The organism is Pseudoalteromonas sp. MBR-15 (assembly GCF_053628915.1).
This window is the reverse complement of record NZ_JBRJHH010000001.1, coordinates 212713-229048: the sequence shown is the minus strand read 5'-3', so window position 1 is coordinate 229048 and position 16336 is coordinate 212713. Positions and strand designations below refer to the sequence as shown.

13 protein-coding genes are annotated in these 16336 nt (G+C 41.2%); 4 read left to right on the top strand and 9 right to left on the bottom strand.

Annotated features, from left to right (window positions below; translation table 11 throughout):
- Positions 1–138: 138 nt before the first annotated feature.
- Together ACSSVW_RS00895 and ACSSVW_RS00890 are read left to right on the top strand one after the other, a co-directional pair.
- The gene (locus ACSSVW_RS00895) at positions 139–2985 is read left to right on the top strand and encodes a TonB-dependent receptor plug domain-containing protein (protein ID WP_180311673.1); all 2847 of its coding nucleotides are present in this window, start codon (positions 139–141) and stop codon (positions 2983–2985) included.
- 162 nt (positions 2986–3147) lie between these two features.
- Positions 3148–4191 carry an ABC transporter substrate-binding protein gene (locus tag ACSSVW_RS00890; protein ID WP_454178643.1) on the top strand — a complete coding sequence of 348 codons (1044 nt, stop codon included), beginning with the start codon at positions 3148–3150 and terminating at the stop codon, positions 4189–4191.
- Between the two features lie 27 nt (positions 4192–4218).
- Here ACSSVW_RS00890 and ACSSVW_RS00885 read toward each other — a convergent pair whose 3' ends face one another.
- The 5 genes from ACSSVW_RS00885 to upp form a co-directional block, all read right to left on the bottom strand.
- Entirely contained in the window at positions 4219–5988 is a 1770-nt protein-coding gene (locus tag ACSSVW_RS00885) for an alpha-amylase family glycosyl hydrolase (RefSeq protein WP_454178642.1), read from the bottom strand.
- A 12-nt stretch (positions 5989–6000) separates the two neighbouring features.
- Positions 6001–7221 (bottom strand): glycosyltransferase family protein, encoded by a 1221-nt coding sequence (locus ACSSVW_RS00880; RefSeq protein ID WP_036972141.1) that lies wholly within the window; start codon positions 7219–7221, stop codon positions 6001–6003.
- Positions 7214–8956, bottom strand: coding sequence for an HAD-IIB family hydrolase (locus ACSSVW_RS00875; RefSeq protein WP_454178641.1), 1743 nt, complete (start codon positions 8954–8956; stop codon positions 7214–7216). Before ACSSVW_RS00875 ends, ACSSVW_RS00880 begins: the two co-directional genes overlap by 8 nt.
- A gap of 138 nt (positions 8957–9094) precedes the next feature.
- Positions 9095–10333: a uracil-xanthine permease family protein gene (locus ACSSVW_RS00870; RefSeq protein ID WP_118844835.1), complete on the bottom strand. Its 1239-nt coding sequence runs from the start codon at positions 10331–10333 to the stop codon at positions 9095–9097.
- A gap of 9 nt (positions 10334–10342) precedes the next feature.
- On the bottom strand, positions 10343–10972 hold the full coding sequence (gene upp, locus ACSSVW_RS00865; RefSeq protein WP_036972148.1) for a uracil phosphoribosyltransferase: 630 nt from the start codon (positions 10970–10972) through the stop codon (positions 10343–10345).
- Positions 10973–11171: 199 nt separating this feature from the next.
- Between upp and ACSSVW_RS00860 the strand changes: the two genes are divergently transcribed.
- A complete protein-coding gene (locus tag ACSSVW_RS00860; RefSeq protein WP_454178640.1) occupies positions 11172–11987 on the top strand; it encodes a hypothetical protein in 816 nt (271 codons plus the stop codon).
- Here the strand turns inward: ACSSVW_RS00860 and ACSSVW_RS00855 are convergent.
- Positions 11984–12955 (bottom strand): Gfo/Idh/MocA family protein, encoded by a 972-nt coding sequence (locus tag ACSSVW_RS00855; RefSeq protein ID WP_454178639.1) that lies wholly within the window; start codon positions 12953–12955, stop codon positions 11984–11986. The two genes, ACSSVW_RS00860 and ACSSVW_RS00855, sit on opposite strands and share 4 nt — an antisense overlap.
- The gene (locus ACSSVW_RS00850; RefSeq protein WP_454178638.1) at positions 12955–13905 is read right to left on the bottom strand and encodes a phosphotransferase; all 951 of its coding nucleotides are present in this window, start codon (positions 13903–13905) and stop codon (positions 12955–12957) included. Before ACSSVW_RS00850 ends, ACSSVW_RS00855 begins: the two co-directional genes overlap by 1 nt.
- Positions 13906–14163: 258 nt before the next feature.
- Between ACSSVW_RS00850 and ACSSVW_RS00845 the strand changes: the two genes are divergently transcribed.
- Positions 14164–14442 (top strand): hypothetical protein, encoded by a 279-nt coding sequence (locus tag ACSSVW_RS00845; protein ID WP_454178637.1) that lies wholly within the window; start codon positions 14164–14166, stop codon positions 14440–14442.
- Positions 14443–14616: 174 nt separating this feature from the next.
- Here the strand turns inward: ACSSVW_RS00845 and ACSSVW_RS00840 are convergent, their stop codons facing one another.
- Both ACSSVW_RS00840 and ACSSVW_RS00835 read right to left on the bottom strand, forming a co-directional pair.
- Positions 14617–15264 carry a hypothetical protein gene (locus tag ACSSVW_RS00840; RefSeq protein WP_454178636.1) on the bottom strand — a complete coding sequence of 216 codons (648 nt, stop codon included), beginning with the start codon at positions 15262–15264 and terminating at the stop codon, positions 14617–14619.
- Positions 15265–15319: 55 nt separating this feature from the next.
- Positions 15320–16075, bottom strand: coding sequence for a hypothetical protein (locus ACSSVW_RS00835; RefSeq protein WP_454178635.1), 756 nt, complete (start codon positions 16073–16075; stop codon positions 15320–15322).
- Between the last annotated feature and the right edge of the window lie 261 nt (positions 16076–16336).

Sequence of the window (16336 nt, the reverse complement as noted above, 5' to 3'; positions counted from 1 at the left end):
TTTTTAATTGGTACAGTTTGCTACATTAAGTTTGTATAAATAAGATTTAGCTAATGCTAGATTTTAAAATGTTAACCCAAACAAACAAGAATTTAACAATCACCCCCTGTGATAAAATAAAAGCAACAGGTGTTATTAATGAGAAATAATAGTCTTTTAAGTGCAAGTATTAAACTGGCGCTGTGTTCATCAATCTTTTCAATTTCTAGTCAAGTAATTGCGGCTGATCAAAATAATGCTGAAACCATTGATCGTATCGAAGTAACTGGTTCTCGTATTCTCCGTGAAGGCGCTATTGCTCCAGCACCAGTAACGGTGATCAGCGGTGATGACTTAGTAAATACAGGTGCTGTAAATATTGGCGAAGCATTAAATAAATTGCCAGCATTAGGCAATACATTTTCACTTTCAAACTCAGGTCGATTTATTGGCACGGCAGGCCTTAACATTCTTGATTTAAGAAACATGGGTACAGACCGTACCCTAGTTCTTGTTAATGGTAAACGCCACGTTTCAAGCTCAGCAGGTTCTCAGTCAGTTGATACAAATACCATTCCTAGTACGTGGGTTGAACGTGTTGAGATAATTACTGGTGGTGCATCAGCGGTATATGGTGCAGACGCTGTAACAGGTGTAGTTAACTTTATTCTTAAAAAGAACATCGAAGGTCTAAGTGTTAGTGTCACTAAGGGTGCATCAGAATTAAGCGATTATAATAATGAAAAAGCAACCTTCTCTTATGGTACTAACTTTGCTGAAGATCGAGGTAACGTCGCATTTGCAGTTGAATACTCTGCGCAAGATACACTGAATGCCCTTGATCACCCATGGACTGATGGCTCTTATCGTAATATGCGTAACCCTCTGCAAACAGCAGAGAATAAAGATGACCCTAACTTTCCTGATTTCATCTACACAGAAAATGCGGGCTATTACGCAATCAACAATGCAGGTGTTTTCGCATTAAGCAATGGCTACGTAAATTCATTTAACCCCGATGGAAGCTACCGTGAACTATACATTGGTGATCAAGTAGATGGCCTTTCATGTGCTAACTGTGACTCATTTAACCTAGCCCAGTTTAACGAAATTCAACCTGAGTTTGAGCGTTACAATGTAAACTTTAAAGTTAATTATGATGTCACTGAAGATCTAAATGCTTACTTTGAAGCGAAATACGTAAATAGTGAAGGTCAAAGTATTGGTCAACCCGCTTTTTTCTTCGGTAATCCAAACAATAATATTAAAATTGATAACCCGTACCTTGATCCAGAAATCAAACAAATGATGGAAGACGAAGGTGTCGACTCAATCAATATTCTTCGTATGATGACTGATTTAGGCCGTCGAATCGAAAATAATACACGTGAAACAACGCGCTTTGTAACAGGTTTAAAAGGCACAGTATTCACTGATTGGGAACTTGATGCATCTGTTGTTTATGGTCAAACAGACTTAGAGCGTGTAAATGGCGCCAATATGATTATGGCAAACTACTACAATGCACTTGACGCATTCGAAGACGAAGATGGCAACATCGTATGTCGAAGTGAAGCAGCGCGAGCAGATGGTTGTGTGCCTGTCAATATTATGGGTTTTGGTTCGCCTAGCCAAGAAGCAATTGATTACATAAATACCGTTTCAACTGGTACTTCAAAAATTACTCAAACGGTGGTGTCAGCGTCACTAGCAAACTCAGCAATTTACGAGTTACCAGCTGGTTATGTTGGTTTTGCAGCGGGTGTTGAATACAGAAAAGAAGAAAGTGAAACTGAAGAACCTGATAATGCTGTAGGTACCTTCTTCAATGCACTCGGTGAAGACAAGGGTGAGTTCGATGTAAACGAAATCTACTTCGAAGCATCAATTCCTCTTCTTGCTGATTTACCATTTGTGCAAGACCTAGTGCTTGATACTGCGGCTCGTTACGCAGACTATAGCACCATCGGTGACGCTACTAGCTGGAAAGTAGGTTTGGACTGGACAGTGAACAGTCAACTTCGTATACGAGCAACACAGTCTGAGGCGCTTCGTGCACCGAACATTGGTGAAATTTTTGGTGCTGCGAGCCAAACTTTTTACCGAGTAGACGACCCATGTAAAGCAGAGAATCTAAATGATTTACAAAACTCTGAAGTTCGTCGTGCAAACTGTGCTGCACTAGGTGTTCCAGCCGATTTTGCATCTGAATATGACTCTCAAACGCTTGAAGGCCAAGTAAGTGGTAATAAAGATGTACAAGGTGAGGAATCAACAAGTACAACTCTAGGCTTCGTTTATCAACCTTCTTTCCTTGAAAACTCAGTAATTACTGTCGATTATTGGAAGATTGAACTTGAAGACGCTATTTCAACAATTGGTTCTCAAGATATCCTAGATCGTTGTGTTGATAACGCTAGTGGCATAAATAACCAATATTGTAACCTCATTACACGTGATAGTGAGTCACATGAAATCACATTAATTCAAAACTCAGTGCTAAACGTATCTGGCCAAGAAGCGTCTGGTGTTGACTTTGAATTAGGTTATGACTTTGATGCACTTGAAGGTAGCTTTACAACACGTTTGATAGGTACTTATTTAATTGAACGTAAAGATTACCCCTTCCAAGATCAACCTGCAGAGTTTTATGAATATGCAGGTACAACTGGTGAGGCAAAGTGGCAAGCTAACTTATCAATTGCATACAAGCGTGATGGATTTTTTACAACGTTTGATACGCGTTACCTAGATGAAGTTGACCTTTATACTAAGCAAGAACTTGCAGATAACCCTAATCCAAACAGTCTAATGAAGTTTGGAACTTACATTATTTCTGATGCAACCGTTGGGTATACTTTTGAAAATGGTTTTGGTATGAAACTAGGTATTGATAACTTATTCAACCGTAAACTTCCATTCGGTACATTAGGAACAGGTTCTGGCAGCGCAAGCTACGACAATATCGGTCGTTTTGGTTATGTGCGCTTGTCTTACGATTTTTAATCGATACTTATAACATTTAACATTGATCCCTGGGGGCTGTGCATGTGCACAGCCCTTTTCTTTGTCATTAACTTATGTGCTAATTTATAAACAAATAGTTGATCCCCACAGCCCCCCAACTAGGTTACAATTTCAACAATTTTATTACTCAATTATTATGCTATGTTAAAAACCTTGCTATTTATTGCTTTGCTGACTTTCTTACCGAGCACCTTTGCACAATACAACGTTATATTTATCAATCCGGGGCATGCAAACACCAATGTTACCGGTCCGTTTTGGTATGAAGTTTCACAGTTAATGCGCGATGCAGCCGAAGATTTTGATCTGAACTTAACCATTCATTATGCAAATAGAAATCATATACTAATGAAAGAATTAGTGGCTGATGCAGTAAAACAATCACCGGATATGCTGATACTCGTGGATGAAAAAAGTGTACTCTCCCAACAGCTTTTAAATTTGCCGACCTTCAATACGCCCGTTTACTTTTTATTAAATCGCCCAACAGGTAACGAACTACGCGCTCTTAAAAACAAAGGGATTAACATTGCAGGCAGTGTCGTGCCAGACAACGTTCAAGCGGGACACTTACTGGCAAAACAGCTCATATCTAAAGCCCAACTCCCTGCCAGCATTTATGCTATTAATGGTGATCACACGACCCCTGCCGCTCTGGATCGTAAAACAGGGCTTGAAGCGTTTACTGCTCAACATGCACAAGTAAACATTGCAGCACAAGGTGTTGCTAATTGGTCATCGCCACAAGCATACCGACAAAGCTTAGGTCTATTAACTCATCATCCAGATATTCAGGTTATTTGGAGCGCTAATGATGCGATGGCATTAGGAGCCATTCGCGCATTAAATGAAAAAAAACGACGCACCGATGTGCTCGTTGGCGCAATAAACTGGCCACTCAGAGCCGCAGCTGAAAAAATCGATGTGTGCATTGGGGGGCATGTTACCTTAGGCGCACTCGCAATCATTAATATCCATGCTATTTTAGAAAATCCTAAGCACGATGTTTTGCACCAAAAGATGGCGATTTTTAGGCCTCATACAGAAGAAACACTAAAGTTCGTTGAGCAAATTCATAGCAATACACTGACAATTAACTTTAAAGTGTTTAGTAAAGCGCAAAAGACACCACGGGTATTCAGCATTGAATCATTACTAGATGAAGCCAGTAAAAACGCGCTGTAAAGGGCGTTTACAGCGCACAATTAAACATTACTTATTGCTTAACCAAATAGCTTGGTAAGGCGATAGCAGCATTGTTTGGGTTTCTTCAGTAATAAGTTCTTCACTTATTAAGTCTTTCCACTGCTCTGTGCCAATTAAATTTAAGTCAGCTAGTGTTAACGTTTGTGGCTCATCACTTATGTTGTAAACACAAAACATGCTTTGCGAGCGATTGATACTTTGACGCCAAAAACCGAATAGCCCTTCACTTAAATGTAACGTGTATTGGGTGGCATTTGGATGAAATGCAGGCTGAGATTTACGAATTGCCATTAAGTTTTTCATCGCTTTAAACACAGTACGATGATGGGCATTTTCATTGCTCAATTTTGCTAATAGGTCTGACTCTTGCCAGCGATGACGATTAATAGCTCTATTATGTTGGCTGTTTTCAAAGCGTTCATAGTCATTGGTTGTCCCGAGTAAGCTATGAATATAAAGCCCTGGTATGCCTTCAAGAGCGAACATAATTGCGTGAGCACATAAAAACCGTGCAATGCCCCATTTATCTGGCCCTCGATGCGTTCCTTGCAAAGCATCAAACAACGCAATATTTAACTCATATGGCGTATTTGTACCATCTGGAGCCGTTCGCAAAGACACCTTGCCACCGTATTTTGCTGTTGTACTGACCATTTCAGCTATTTGGGTTTGATCGAGCAAACCTTCGACAGGCCGCAGCCCTATGCCATCGTGTGACGCAATAAAATTAAAATAAGCCGTGCCTTGCTGCGCCGGTGGCATACTCATCATCCAGTGTTTTAATGCGGTGCTATTACCACTGAGTAATGTGTGCAATAGCAAAGGTGGCAATGAAAAGTTATAAATACAATGTGCTTCGTTGGCATTACCAAAGTACGACAGATTTTCGCGGTTAGGAATGTTGGTTTCGGTGATAATAATCACATTAGGTTCAACATGCTCTATAAGGGTACGAAGTAACCTGATCACTTCATGCGTTTCAGGTAAATTAATACAGCGGGTATTGAGTTTTTTCCATAAAAAAGCCACCGCATCAAGGCGGAATATACGCACACCATTATCTAAATAATGGCGAATTATAGCGACAAATTCATTTAAAACATCGGGATTAGCAAAATCAAAGTCAACTTGATCGTGGCTAAACGTACACCACACATGCTGCAAACCATCTTTCGTTTCTACTGCTTGTAAAAGTGGCGATGTTCGCGGACGAACAACTTGAATTAACTCATCGGTGGGATTAGCTGTTTTAAAATACCCCCTGCCCGGCTCTTTGCCTTGAATAAAGTTTTCAAACCACACGCTACGACTAGAACAGTGGTTAATGACTAAATCAGCCATCAGCCTGACATCGGCTGAAATATCGCGGATATGCTGCCAGTTACCGAGCGCTTCATTCACTTGCACGTAGTTCATCACCGCAAACCCTTCATCGGAGCTGTAAGGGTAAAATGGCAGAATATGCAATGCGTTAAGTTCTGGTAAGCATTGATTTTTAACAAAGCGATGTAACGTATGCAATGGCGGCTCTTCTGGTTTTGCCACTGCTTCCTTCGTGTTTGCATGGCGAATAATCGAATCACCGTACGCAATTAAAATCATATCTTGTTCGTCCCAACGGTTTTTGTGTGGCGTTGGGTCTCGAACAGGATCATCGCATTGCATGGTGTTAATCAACCTATCAGCGAGTTGTTCAAGGGTTGTATTAAGCTCAACTTCGCCGTAGATACACGTTAAATGCTGTATAACTCGTTGTTGGAGTAGCTCTAATGTCACGTGTCTTCTCCGTTAAATATAGTCTTTATTATCAAGCTCTACGGCTTCTTCTAAGCGCGCAAATACATCGGGCATCGCCGATGCAACTCGGTTCCAACTTGGCACAAAGGGGGCTTCCATTGGATTTTCTAAGAAGTGTTGTCCCGCATTCATTATATTTTGCGCAAACATCTCAACAGCTTTTTCTTCTTGGTGAATATCAAGCGTTAGGCCATTCATTAGCGCATCGTTGTGATACGTTTCGATAAAATCAAGCGCAATGCGATAATAGGTCGCTTTTAGCGAGCGGATAGTCTCAGAGGTAAACGTTACACCTTGCGTTGCTAGCTTTCTAAACAAAGCTTTGGTGATATCAATCGACATTTTTGACAAGCCAGCAGCTTGATTACCCAACGATAAATCTTGGTGTTTATGGTCGTAATTATCTGCAATATCAACCTGACATAACCGATTATGTGAGTAGTTACGATACATTTCTGATAACACACCAATTTCAAGACCCCAATCACTTGGAATACGAATGTCGTTCAGTACATCACGGCGAAACGAGAATTCACCAGCAAGTGGGTAACGAAACGAGTCCATGTATTCAAGATAGTCACTGCTACCTAAAATAGTTTTAAACGAGCGCAGCAGTGGCGTGACCAATAATCGTGACACTCGGCCGTTTATTTTCCCCTCAGCAGTGCGCGGATAAAATCCTTTACAGAACTCATAGTTAAAGCGCGGGTGTGCAACGGGGTAAATAAGTCGAGCCAGTAATGCTCTGTCGTAAGTTAAAATATCACAGTCGTGTAACGCGATAGATTCAACTTTTGCCGTTGCAAGTTTATATCCCATGCAGTACCAAACATTGCGACCTTTACCGAGTTCTCTTGGCGCGACGCCCAATTTTTGCAACTCTTTATCGAGCGCTTGTAAACGCGGACCATCGTTCCAAAGCACCTTGTGGTGTTGGTCAAGCTCAGCAAAAAATTGTAAAGCATGGCGATATTGGCTTTCATCGGCACGGTCTAAACCAATGGTGATTTGTGAAAGGTAAGGTACATGCTTTAGTTCAGCAATGATGTTTTGCAGCGCAGGTCCTTCAAGCTCACTGTATAACGAGGGTAAAATAAGCCCCATAGGCCGTTGCTTTGAAAAGCTAATTAACTCTTTTTCTAGTTCTTCTACTGGTCGATCAGCAATATTGTGTAGCGTAGTTATGATGCCATTTTGATAAAAATCAGCCATGAGATTGCTCCTTTTTTGCTGCTAAATGCGCTTTAATAATGCTTAATGCCGAGACTTCTTGAACCCAGCCCTCAGGGGCGGGTTTATCACTGAGCTGCCACGCTTTTTGTAATATGTGTGCTTGCACTTGACTGCCCGGGTTCTTGATAAGAACGGCGGTATCTGCCGCTTTTAGCATGGCAACATCATTTTGACTGTCGCCCAAAGCAATAACGGTAAAGGGGTTGCGATATGCTTTTTTAAATTGATTTAATAACCACTTTTGCGCTAATCCCTTATTTGTCCCTTTCGTAATATGAATAAAACGACCGCCAACCAACACCTCGTAATCGAGTGACGACATAATGTCTATAAATTGTTGTCGCTGTGTATCACTGCCTGAAAAACAAATAGGATCTGAATATTGACGCTGTAAAGCCAGTTCGCTTTTATCGAGGGGTAAACCAGTAAGTTCAGCAATTTCTTGGGCTGAAAACTGACTAAATAAACGCACACAATGACTAAACTGGCTTGCATGCTGATTAAGGTCATCGTGTAATTTATCGCAGCTTTGTGTGAGAGCATACCGCCAAAACCCGTGATATTCGTCACAACCAATTGGTTTTACTGCAAAGTAGTTTTTGGGAATATACACTGCCGCCCCATTCTCAACAATAAAGGGCTGGTGATGTTCAAGGCCCGCTTGAATATCTATAACCTCAGCAAATGTTTTACTCGTATTAAAAATAACGTTAATACCCGTGTCGTTCAGCTCAGCTAAAAAAGGTTTTATAACGTCACATTCGTAACTATCGTGATCAAGCAAAGTGCCGTCTAAATCGGTAAAAATAAGTGGTTGTGAAATTTTATCTGCCAACAACTGCATTTTTGTAATATCGCGTTGGCTATCAAGTAATAATAAGGCATCAACATCATGTGCGAGCGTCGCTAAGTTTTCACGGGTGATTCGTTCAAAATGAGATATAAAGCGCCTCAGTGTTATTTCATCAAATGTGCCTTTACCTAATCCATTTTTAGCAATTAACTTGTGTTCTTGCTCTAAACGCCATGCATACACATCTTCAAACGATGGTGCTTTTAACATAATGGTGTAATCAGCCATAGCAAATACATTCTGATATTCATTCGCTAAACAGCTGTTCACACAACGCCGCCAAACGCCATCAGCATCCTCGTGTTGTTCTAAGTCATTGATAGGTGTTTGCAGCTGATATGGCTGCTGCGCAGTACTGGCAACGCACCATCCTTCAAAAAATATGATATCGACCGGCTTTTGGTTAGTTGGCCAGTGTTCTTTTGCGACAGGGTCATCCGTGAACTTGTCGAATTGTGGTAAAGGCACATTCTTTTTGCCAGCCATTAACGCCGATAAGGTTTGTTCCATTAACTTTATATCGTGAGTACCGGGGACCCCTCTCGTTGCAAAGAGTGGGTGTACGTCTTCGGCCAACTCGGCTCGTGCTGCATGACTAAGATAAAAGTCATCAATAGACAAGGAAACACTATTAAACTCTGTATTGCTGTTGACCCACGTCACAAGAAAATCAGCAAGGGTTGTTTTACCAGAGCCCTGACAGCCATTAATCGCCACCAGCATCGGCTGTCCAGCCATTTTTGCGCTTAACACATCGTGCGCGAGGGGTATAAAGAATTGTTCACTTAAATATTGATATTTAAGTGGTAACTGATGTTTCGCTAAAAACGGGGTTATATCCACAACATTTGCCTCTTGCATAATCGCTCCTACCAGTATGACATAGAGATAAATGCAGTTAGTAGACCAGTTTTATAATTCCTTACTTTTTATGAGGTTACAAAAAAAGCGCATATTAAATGCGCTTTTTTGGTGCAAATTCACATCATTTTTTACATGCTATTGCTCAGTCTGCACTGCTTTGGGGAGCACGGCATTTAAAATAATACCAAGAATGGCACATAAGCTTACACCTTGTAGGCTAAACTCATTACCACCAATATGCATACCACCAATACCAAACACTAATATAAGTGCGATAATCGTTAGGTTGCGTGGGGCTGTCAGATCTTCTCCCGATTTAACCAAAGTATTCAAACCAACTACCGCAATAGAGCCAAACAGCAAGATCATAATACCGCCCATCACTGGCACAGGAATGGTCTGCAAACCCGCGCCCATTTTTGCTACAAAGGCCAGCACAATAGCAATAATCGCTGTCCACAACATCACACGCGGATTAAAGTTTCGTGTCAGCATCACTGCCCCTGTCACTTCAGAGTAAGTGGTATTCGGTGGTCCACCGAAAATGGATGCCGCAGACGTTGCCAAACCATCACCTAATAAGGTGCGGTGTAACCCCGGTTTTTTTAAGTAATCTTTTCCCGTTACTTGGCTAATAGCCATCATGTCGCCAATGTGTTCTATTGCAGGCGCAATAGCAACTGGCACCATAAACAAAATAGCTTGCCATTTAAACTCTGGATACGTGAACGCAGGCACAGCAAACCAATTGGCTTCGGTTACTGCATTAAACTGCACAATACCAATGTATAAAGACGCAACATAACCAGCAACAACCCCAGCCAGAATAGGAATAAGCTTAAAAACACCTTTGCCCCACACAGCAAAAATAAGTGTGACGAGCAAAGATAAACCCGACACCCAAATAGCTTGCTCGTAAGGCACTAACTGCGCACTGCCATCACCAGCCTTGCCCATGGCCATGTTTACAGCCACAGGCGCAAGTGCTAACCCTATCACCATAATGACAGGACCAACCACCACTGGCGGCAACACTTTTTCTAAGGCGCTAACACCTTTAAACTTAACAACTAAGCTTAAAATTAAATAGCAGAACCCTGCTACCATCAAGCCACCCATTGTGGCTGGAATACCCCACATTTGCACTGAAGCGATAATAGGAGCAATAAACGCAAATGACGAAGCTAAAAAAATGGGAACTTGGCCTTTAGTCACAAAATGGAATAACAAAGTGCCTAAGCCTGCGGTGAATAGTGCAACATTAGGGTCAAGCCCCGTCAGTAAAGGGACAAGTACCAACGCGCCAAATGCGACAAATAGCATTTGCGCCCCCGTTAAAATAGTTTTTAACGAAAATGTTTGATGATTTTCCACGCTATTTACCTAAACTGTGCCAAAAATTTTGTCGCCGGCATCTCCTAAGCCTGGAATGATATATCCTTTTTCATTTAAGTGACTGTCTAATGAAGCCGTAAAGATTTCAACATCTGGGTGAGCTGCCAATGTTTTCTCAACACCTTCGGGTGCTGCAACGAGAACAATGACTTTAATATCTTTACAACCTGCTTTTTTAAGCATATCGATAGTGGCAATCATTGAACCACCTGTCGCAAGCATTGGATCAATTACGAGACTTAAACGTTCATCAATCTTGCCAACTAATTTTTCAAAGTATGGAACGGGTTCTAAGGTTTCTTCGTTGCGTTGCAAGCCAACAACACTCACTTTTGCAGCAGGTAATAACTGCATAACACCATCCATCATACCAAGCCCAGCACGCAAAATAGGCACAACTGTAATTTTTTTACCTTTGATATGCTCAACTTCTAAGGGAGAGCCATCCCACCCCGTGATTTGCACATTTTCTAGTGGTAAATTTTTAGTCGCTTCGTAGGTAAGCAGGGTCCCCACTTCAGACGCTAATTCACGAAAACTTTTAGTACTAATACCTTCTGCGCGCATAAGGCCAAGTTTGTGTTGAACTAACGGGTGAGTAATTACATGGATAGACATAAGTAGAACCTAAAAGAAATAAATTACGCCTATTTTAGCGCATAATAGACAACTCGACTGCAAAAAATCCCCCTTCATTGCATTAATTTCTTTAACTGGTCTAATATTAAACAGTAGGCAGGGTCTATTAAGCGCTTTGCAACAACATCGGCTACTTCCGCTTAACAATTCATTTAATAAAATTGGGCATCAGAATGGCATGAAACTATACGCAACGATTCTTTTATTATGTATTTATGCTGTGCCGGTTAATTCTGAGCCATTGCATGTAAAAATAATGACTGACTTTATTCCGCAAGCAGACGGCAGTCCCGAGAATGAGGCAACTGAATTCGTGTTAGCTGCGGCCACTGAGTTGGGCAATAAAATCAGCTTACAGTTTGTACCTGGCAGCCAATTACAGGACTGGAAACAACTTAGTCAACTTCCCGATGTCTGTTTACTCAACAAGCTTAAAACACCTGAACGAGAAGCGAGTGCTATTTTTACTCGCTATCCTCTGATGGCCTTTCCCGAAAACAAACTGATTGTATTTAACAAACCAACCTTACCCAACTCGATTTCATTAACCGACGCCGTAAATTATTATGACCTCACCATTGGCGTGACGAGTCGGCGGTCTTACTCTGCTAAAATCGATGATTTTATAAAACGACACGAAGAACATTTTTTTAAAGTAGATGGGGCTGCCAATGCAATTCAGCTTGGCTACATGCTTTTTGAAAATAAAATTGACGCTATTTTTGAATATAAATCAATGTTCATTAACCGTTATCAACGCGCACATGGTATTGATAAAATCCGTTACTTAACGATTGAACCCTCTGAGCCTGCTGCATTTGGTTACATAGCCTGTTCGCCCTCGCCGCAAGGTAAACAGGCCATTGCATTATTTGAACACGCATTGCAAACAGAGAAAATAAAGACTCTCATTAGTACAAGGCTCATGGAATTATTTCCTGCCCCCGACAATGCGTTGATTGTTGATGCTTTTAATGCCGCCTATAAAAATTAAGACATTAAAATTTGTTCCATTACCCAGCTGGTGTGTAAAGCGGTTACACCGGTTGAGGGATGAGGCGCGCCGAAATCAAAAAATTGAGCCATATTTTCTACATGAAATTGCTGTATATGAGTTGGGTTTTCAATAGATAGTTGGCGTATACCCAGTGTGTTGTTGAGCTCGATAGGTTTTTCGTCAAACACACTAAAACATATTTCACCCTCACTGCCATAAATAATAACGTCGTCAAAGCGGTTCGCACACGCAAAGTTCCAACTGCCACAGCCCGTAATACCCGATTTATGATGCCAGTGCGCAGTAATAGCATCAAAAGCGGAATAAAGCCCTTGTTGATTAGCACAAAAACCGTGTACTTTTTCAAAATCACCTAATAAATACGCTAATAAATCAAGACCATGGCTTGCTAAGTCATCAAAGTAACCGCCACGTGCAATCTGTTTATCAGTTCGCCAGTTATATTCTCTAGATAAGTCCAAAGCACTTGCTGGTTTGCTCAAATGCCAACTTACATGACGCACTTTACCAATTGCGCCACTTTCAATAAGCGATTTCACTTTATTAAAACGTGGCAACGAACGACGATAATAAGCAACAAATAAAGGCTGTTTTGCCTCTTTGAATGCTTCAACAATGGCTAAACTGTCTTCATAGCTAGGCGCTAAGGGTTTTTCAATACAACAGGGTTTGCCAGCCGCCGCCACTTCAAGTGCAAACGTTTTATGGCTGTCGGGCGGCGTAGCAATGTATACGGCATCAACCTGTGCATCGTTTATTAACTCACTGGGGCTTGCAAACACCTTGGGCACATGATGACGCCGTGCATAGTCGCGAGCTTTGTTTAAATCTCGACGCGTCACGCCCACCAGCTCAATGCCATCGGTTTGTTGATACGCGGGACCACTTTTAACTTCGGTTACTGCGCCACACCCAATTATGGCAAAACGAATTGGCTTATTCATTACATTCCTTTTTTAGTGAGATAATAGTTAAACTGACTTTGCATATAGCGATTAATTTTTAAATGCTCGGGACTCCACCCAGCTAAAAAGCGGTAAAAATCAGCCCAAGCATATGCCCAGAGTTCATCCCAGCTAGCAATCACATCTGCCGCACTGATATTCGGTTTATAACATTTTAGAGCTAAGGCAAGTTCATCGTAATACTGGTCTAAATATGCACTGGCATCAGCATGGAGCGCCTTATCACTTAAGCAACTACCTAAAAAGTACATAACATCAATAATACCGACACCCTTTCCAACGTATTGAAAGTCATAGCCATATACACAATTAGTGTGTGGCTTTATGGCAAAATTAGCAAGTTTCGCATCGCCATGTATTAGCGTTTGATATACACACTGCTTAAGTGCTGTATCGATATTTTCTGCTTCAACTTTTAGGCTTGAATGTGTCATTCGCGCATACTCATCTGGACGAGTCGCTAAGTGCCAATAGCTACCTTGCGGCCAAAGCCCCTCAGCAGTGCTACTTAAATTAACAGCATGAAAATGTGCTAACCATCTAAGAATCGCATCAATATGAGCAGAGCTTGCTTGGGCTTGTTGATAACCACACGCGGTAAAATCAGCAAATAAGAGTGCTTGCTGGTTATTTTCTTGTACCGCGTTTAAGCAGGGAATAGCTGCAGCCTCAAGCGGTAACTGCCCACTAAACTGCTGATACCAATTAAATTCGACTAAATATGATTGCCGCTTTCTTGCTAATGCAAACTCACTTTGCGTGATCCGACTATGATTAATTTGCTTAGGGACTTCTATGGCTTTTATGACACATGCCTCACCGTTAAGTTTACAGCGAATAATTTCGCCGCAATCACTCCATACAGAGGCTGCGTGCTCTATGTCTTTAATATCAGGAAAGTGCTTTTTAACAAATTGCCTTACGTTCATACAGTCATGTTTTAACGAAAAATCTATGGGCAATGGTAGGTGATATCCCTTTCGGGCACAATATTACATCCCTAAGCTGAACTTTTTACACTGATCACACTCATTAAAAAAATAAGCGTATTTGACCTGAAAAACTCAGGATTAGATCCACGCATTTGATATGTTTTTAATCCATGTTTTTCTACCATAAGTCATCAAGCGAAAAGCGAGAGTCGGCCTATGAATACCACCGCAGAAAATTAGTACATTGTTACTGTTATGGATGGTGAGCAATTGGCCGGTGATGTGTTGCACGGTATGGTGGCAGACGATCAAACTTTTCGTTTTTTTGAAGAGGACTACGTGACAATATCACAGCTTGTGTCGATGGATGTTAAGGCTCAGCAGGTAATAACAGCAAGCAACTCTTGCTACGTTCTCAAGGGACGCGGAAAACGAGCTGTTATCGATTTAGACGATTTCGAAATGCTTCGCCACGGATTTTCGCCAGAGCAAATTAGAGCGTTAAACACTTCACCGCCTCTTTTAGCACATTAGCTTTGGTACCAAGCGGGTATTCAGCAATTTAAAATCTTCGCTCACTTGGTACCAACCCAAAGGAAGTGAAGCACCAAGCTCGAAAATTAAACGCCAGATAAAAGAAAACCAGCTCACGCTGGCTTTCGATGGCTTGGCTTAGGTTGCTCCCAAGCCACTGAAGCGGCAGATTGCTTATCTACTAAAGGCTTTAAACTCTACTGGAGCAAAATAGAGCCAGTAACCATACTGAGCATCTGAACCTTCATGCTTAAAGCTAATAAATAATTTAAATTTATCTCTAGGGCAACCAACAAACCGTTCTGTTTCTAAAGCTAAACTTAAAGCCCCTGAGTTTTCCTTTAGCTCTTGATAATTGTTGCTCTCCCACAAAGCTAAAATTTCATTTTTAGCTAATTTTGTTCTTCTTAATTTGGTCAAAAGCGAGTGGTTATTTCTACTAAAATAAGTCTCTTTTTGATCTGGTGAAAAGACAGACTTTATAGCAACTTTATCTTCTTGCTCAGTAACGAAATATGATTTTTCAAAGTCAATAAGAGTATCTGTATTGGACCAGAACTGTATGAAAAATTTACTCTGATTAGTTGAGCAACTTTTTGTTCCAAAAGTTAATGATTCCCATGAATCCGAGTGTATCTTAACCAACACTCCGTTTTGAAAGCCAACAATCGGCCATAGGTCTTTCCATTCATCTTTATAGCCTACCTTTTGATATGAAATAGGCGAAGATGAATATGTATTAACAATATTTAGATGCTGACTAGTGGTACAACCCACCAACCCCATGAACATTACCGAGAATATTAATATTTTATTAGCCATCAAGTTCACCACTCAAATACTTCTAATAACTAAAACCTAATGCTTCGTAGTTCATTTAAACAGCACGAACAATTGTTGCTCCTAAAACGAAAGCACTATTTACGTTCCATTTAGCCATCCAAACATCATGGAACACAACCATTGAGTTCATTCCCGGTGTTGTATTAGCTACTCTGGTGAATGCACTACTGCCTTCACTATCCCATGAGAAGTTAACATGTTCACCATCAAGCATTATCTTTCCTTGATTAAATGGATTATTGGATAGCAATAGTTGAGCTTCTTCGGCAGTTAAACTGCTTAAAGATCTTCCTACTAAGTGATCTGCTCCTTTCCCTTTGATGACTTCAATAGGCTTACCTACATTGGACACACTTGGGTTTTCTACACCAACACCTTCGGCAGTATCCCATGTAGGTTTACTTTTCGAAACCATTTCCATGCCAACAGAAAGAGCCTGCATCATTGCTGCCATTCTAGCACCTTTGCCGCACGAACCTCCTGAGGCTTTACCAGCACCACAGCCACCTAATGCTGCAATACCAACTCTTCTAGCAGCGTCTCCCCAGCCACTAACACTACCAAAGTTTGCATAACCACCAGCAATTGTACCTGTAAATACTCCCCTAAGAGCCCCAGTTAAACTGCCAGTATTTAAATATCCAGCCGAAGCTCCTCCGACAGCACCAGCCATTGCTCCAGCAGCTACTGCGTTTCCAACGGTATTAGCAGCAGTTCCTGCATAAGCCCAACTAGCAGCCCATTCCGATGCATACCCGTATGTTACGTAAGCAACAACAGCCGCGACCACCACTAGCCTGTATTTCTTGATCTTTTTACCAAGCCACTTAACAAAGTACCCTGATGGTTCGGTATAACTTAATGGATTATTTAATACATAAGAATAACGATTATATGATCGTGAGTTAGCTGGAAATTGTATAAACGGATCAGCCTAAACAAATCGACCCAACGTTGGATCGTACACCCGACCGTTCATATGGATAGTGCAGCTTTAAGAACCTTTAAGAACCTTTAAGAGTGGAAAACATCTGACCTTTAATGAACGTAA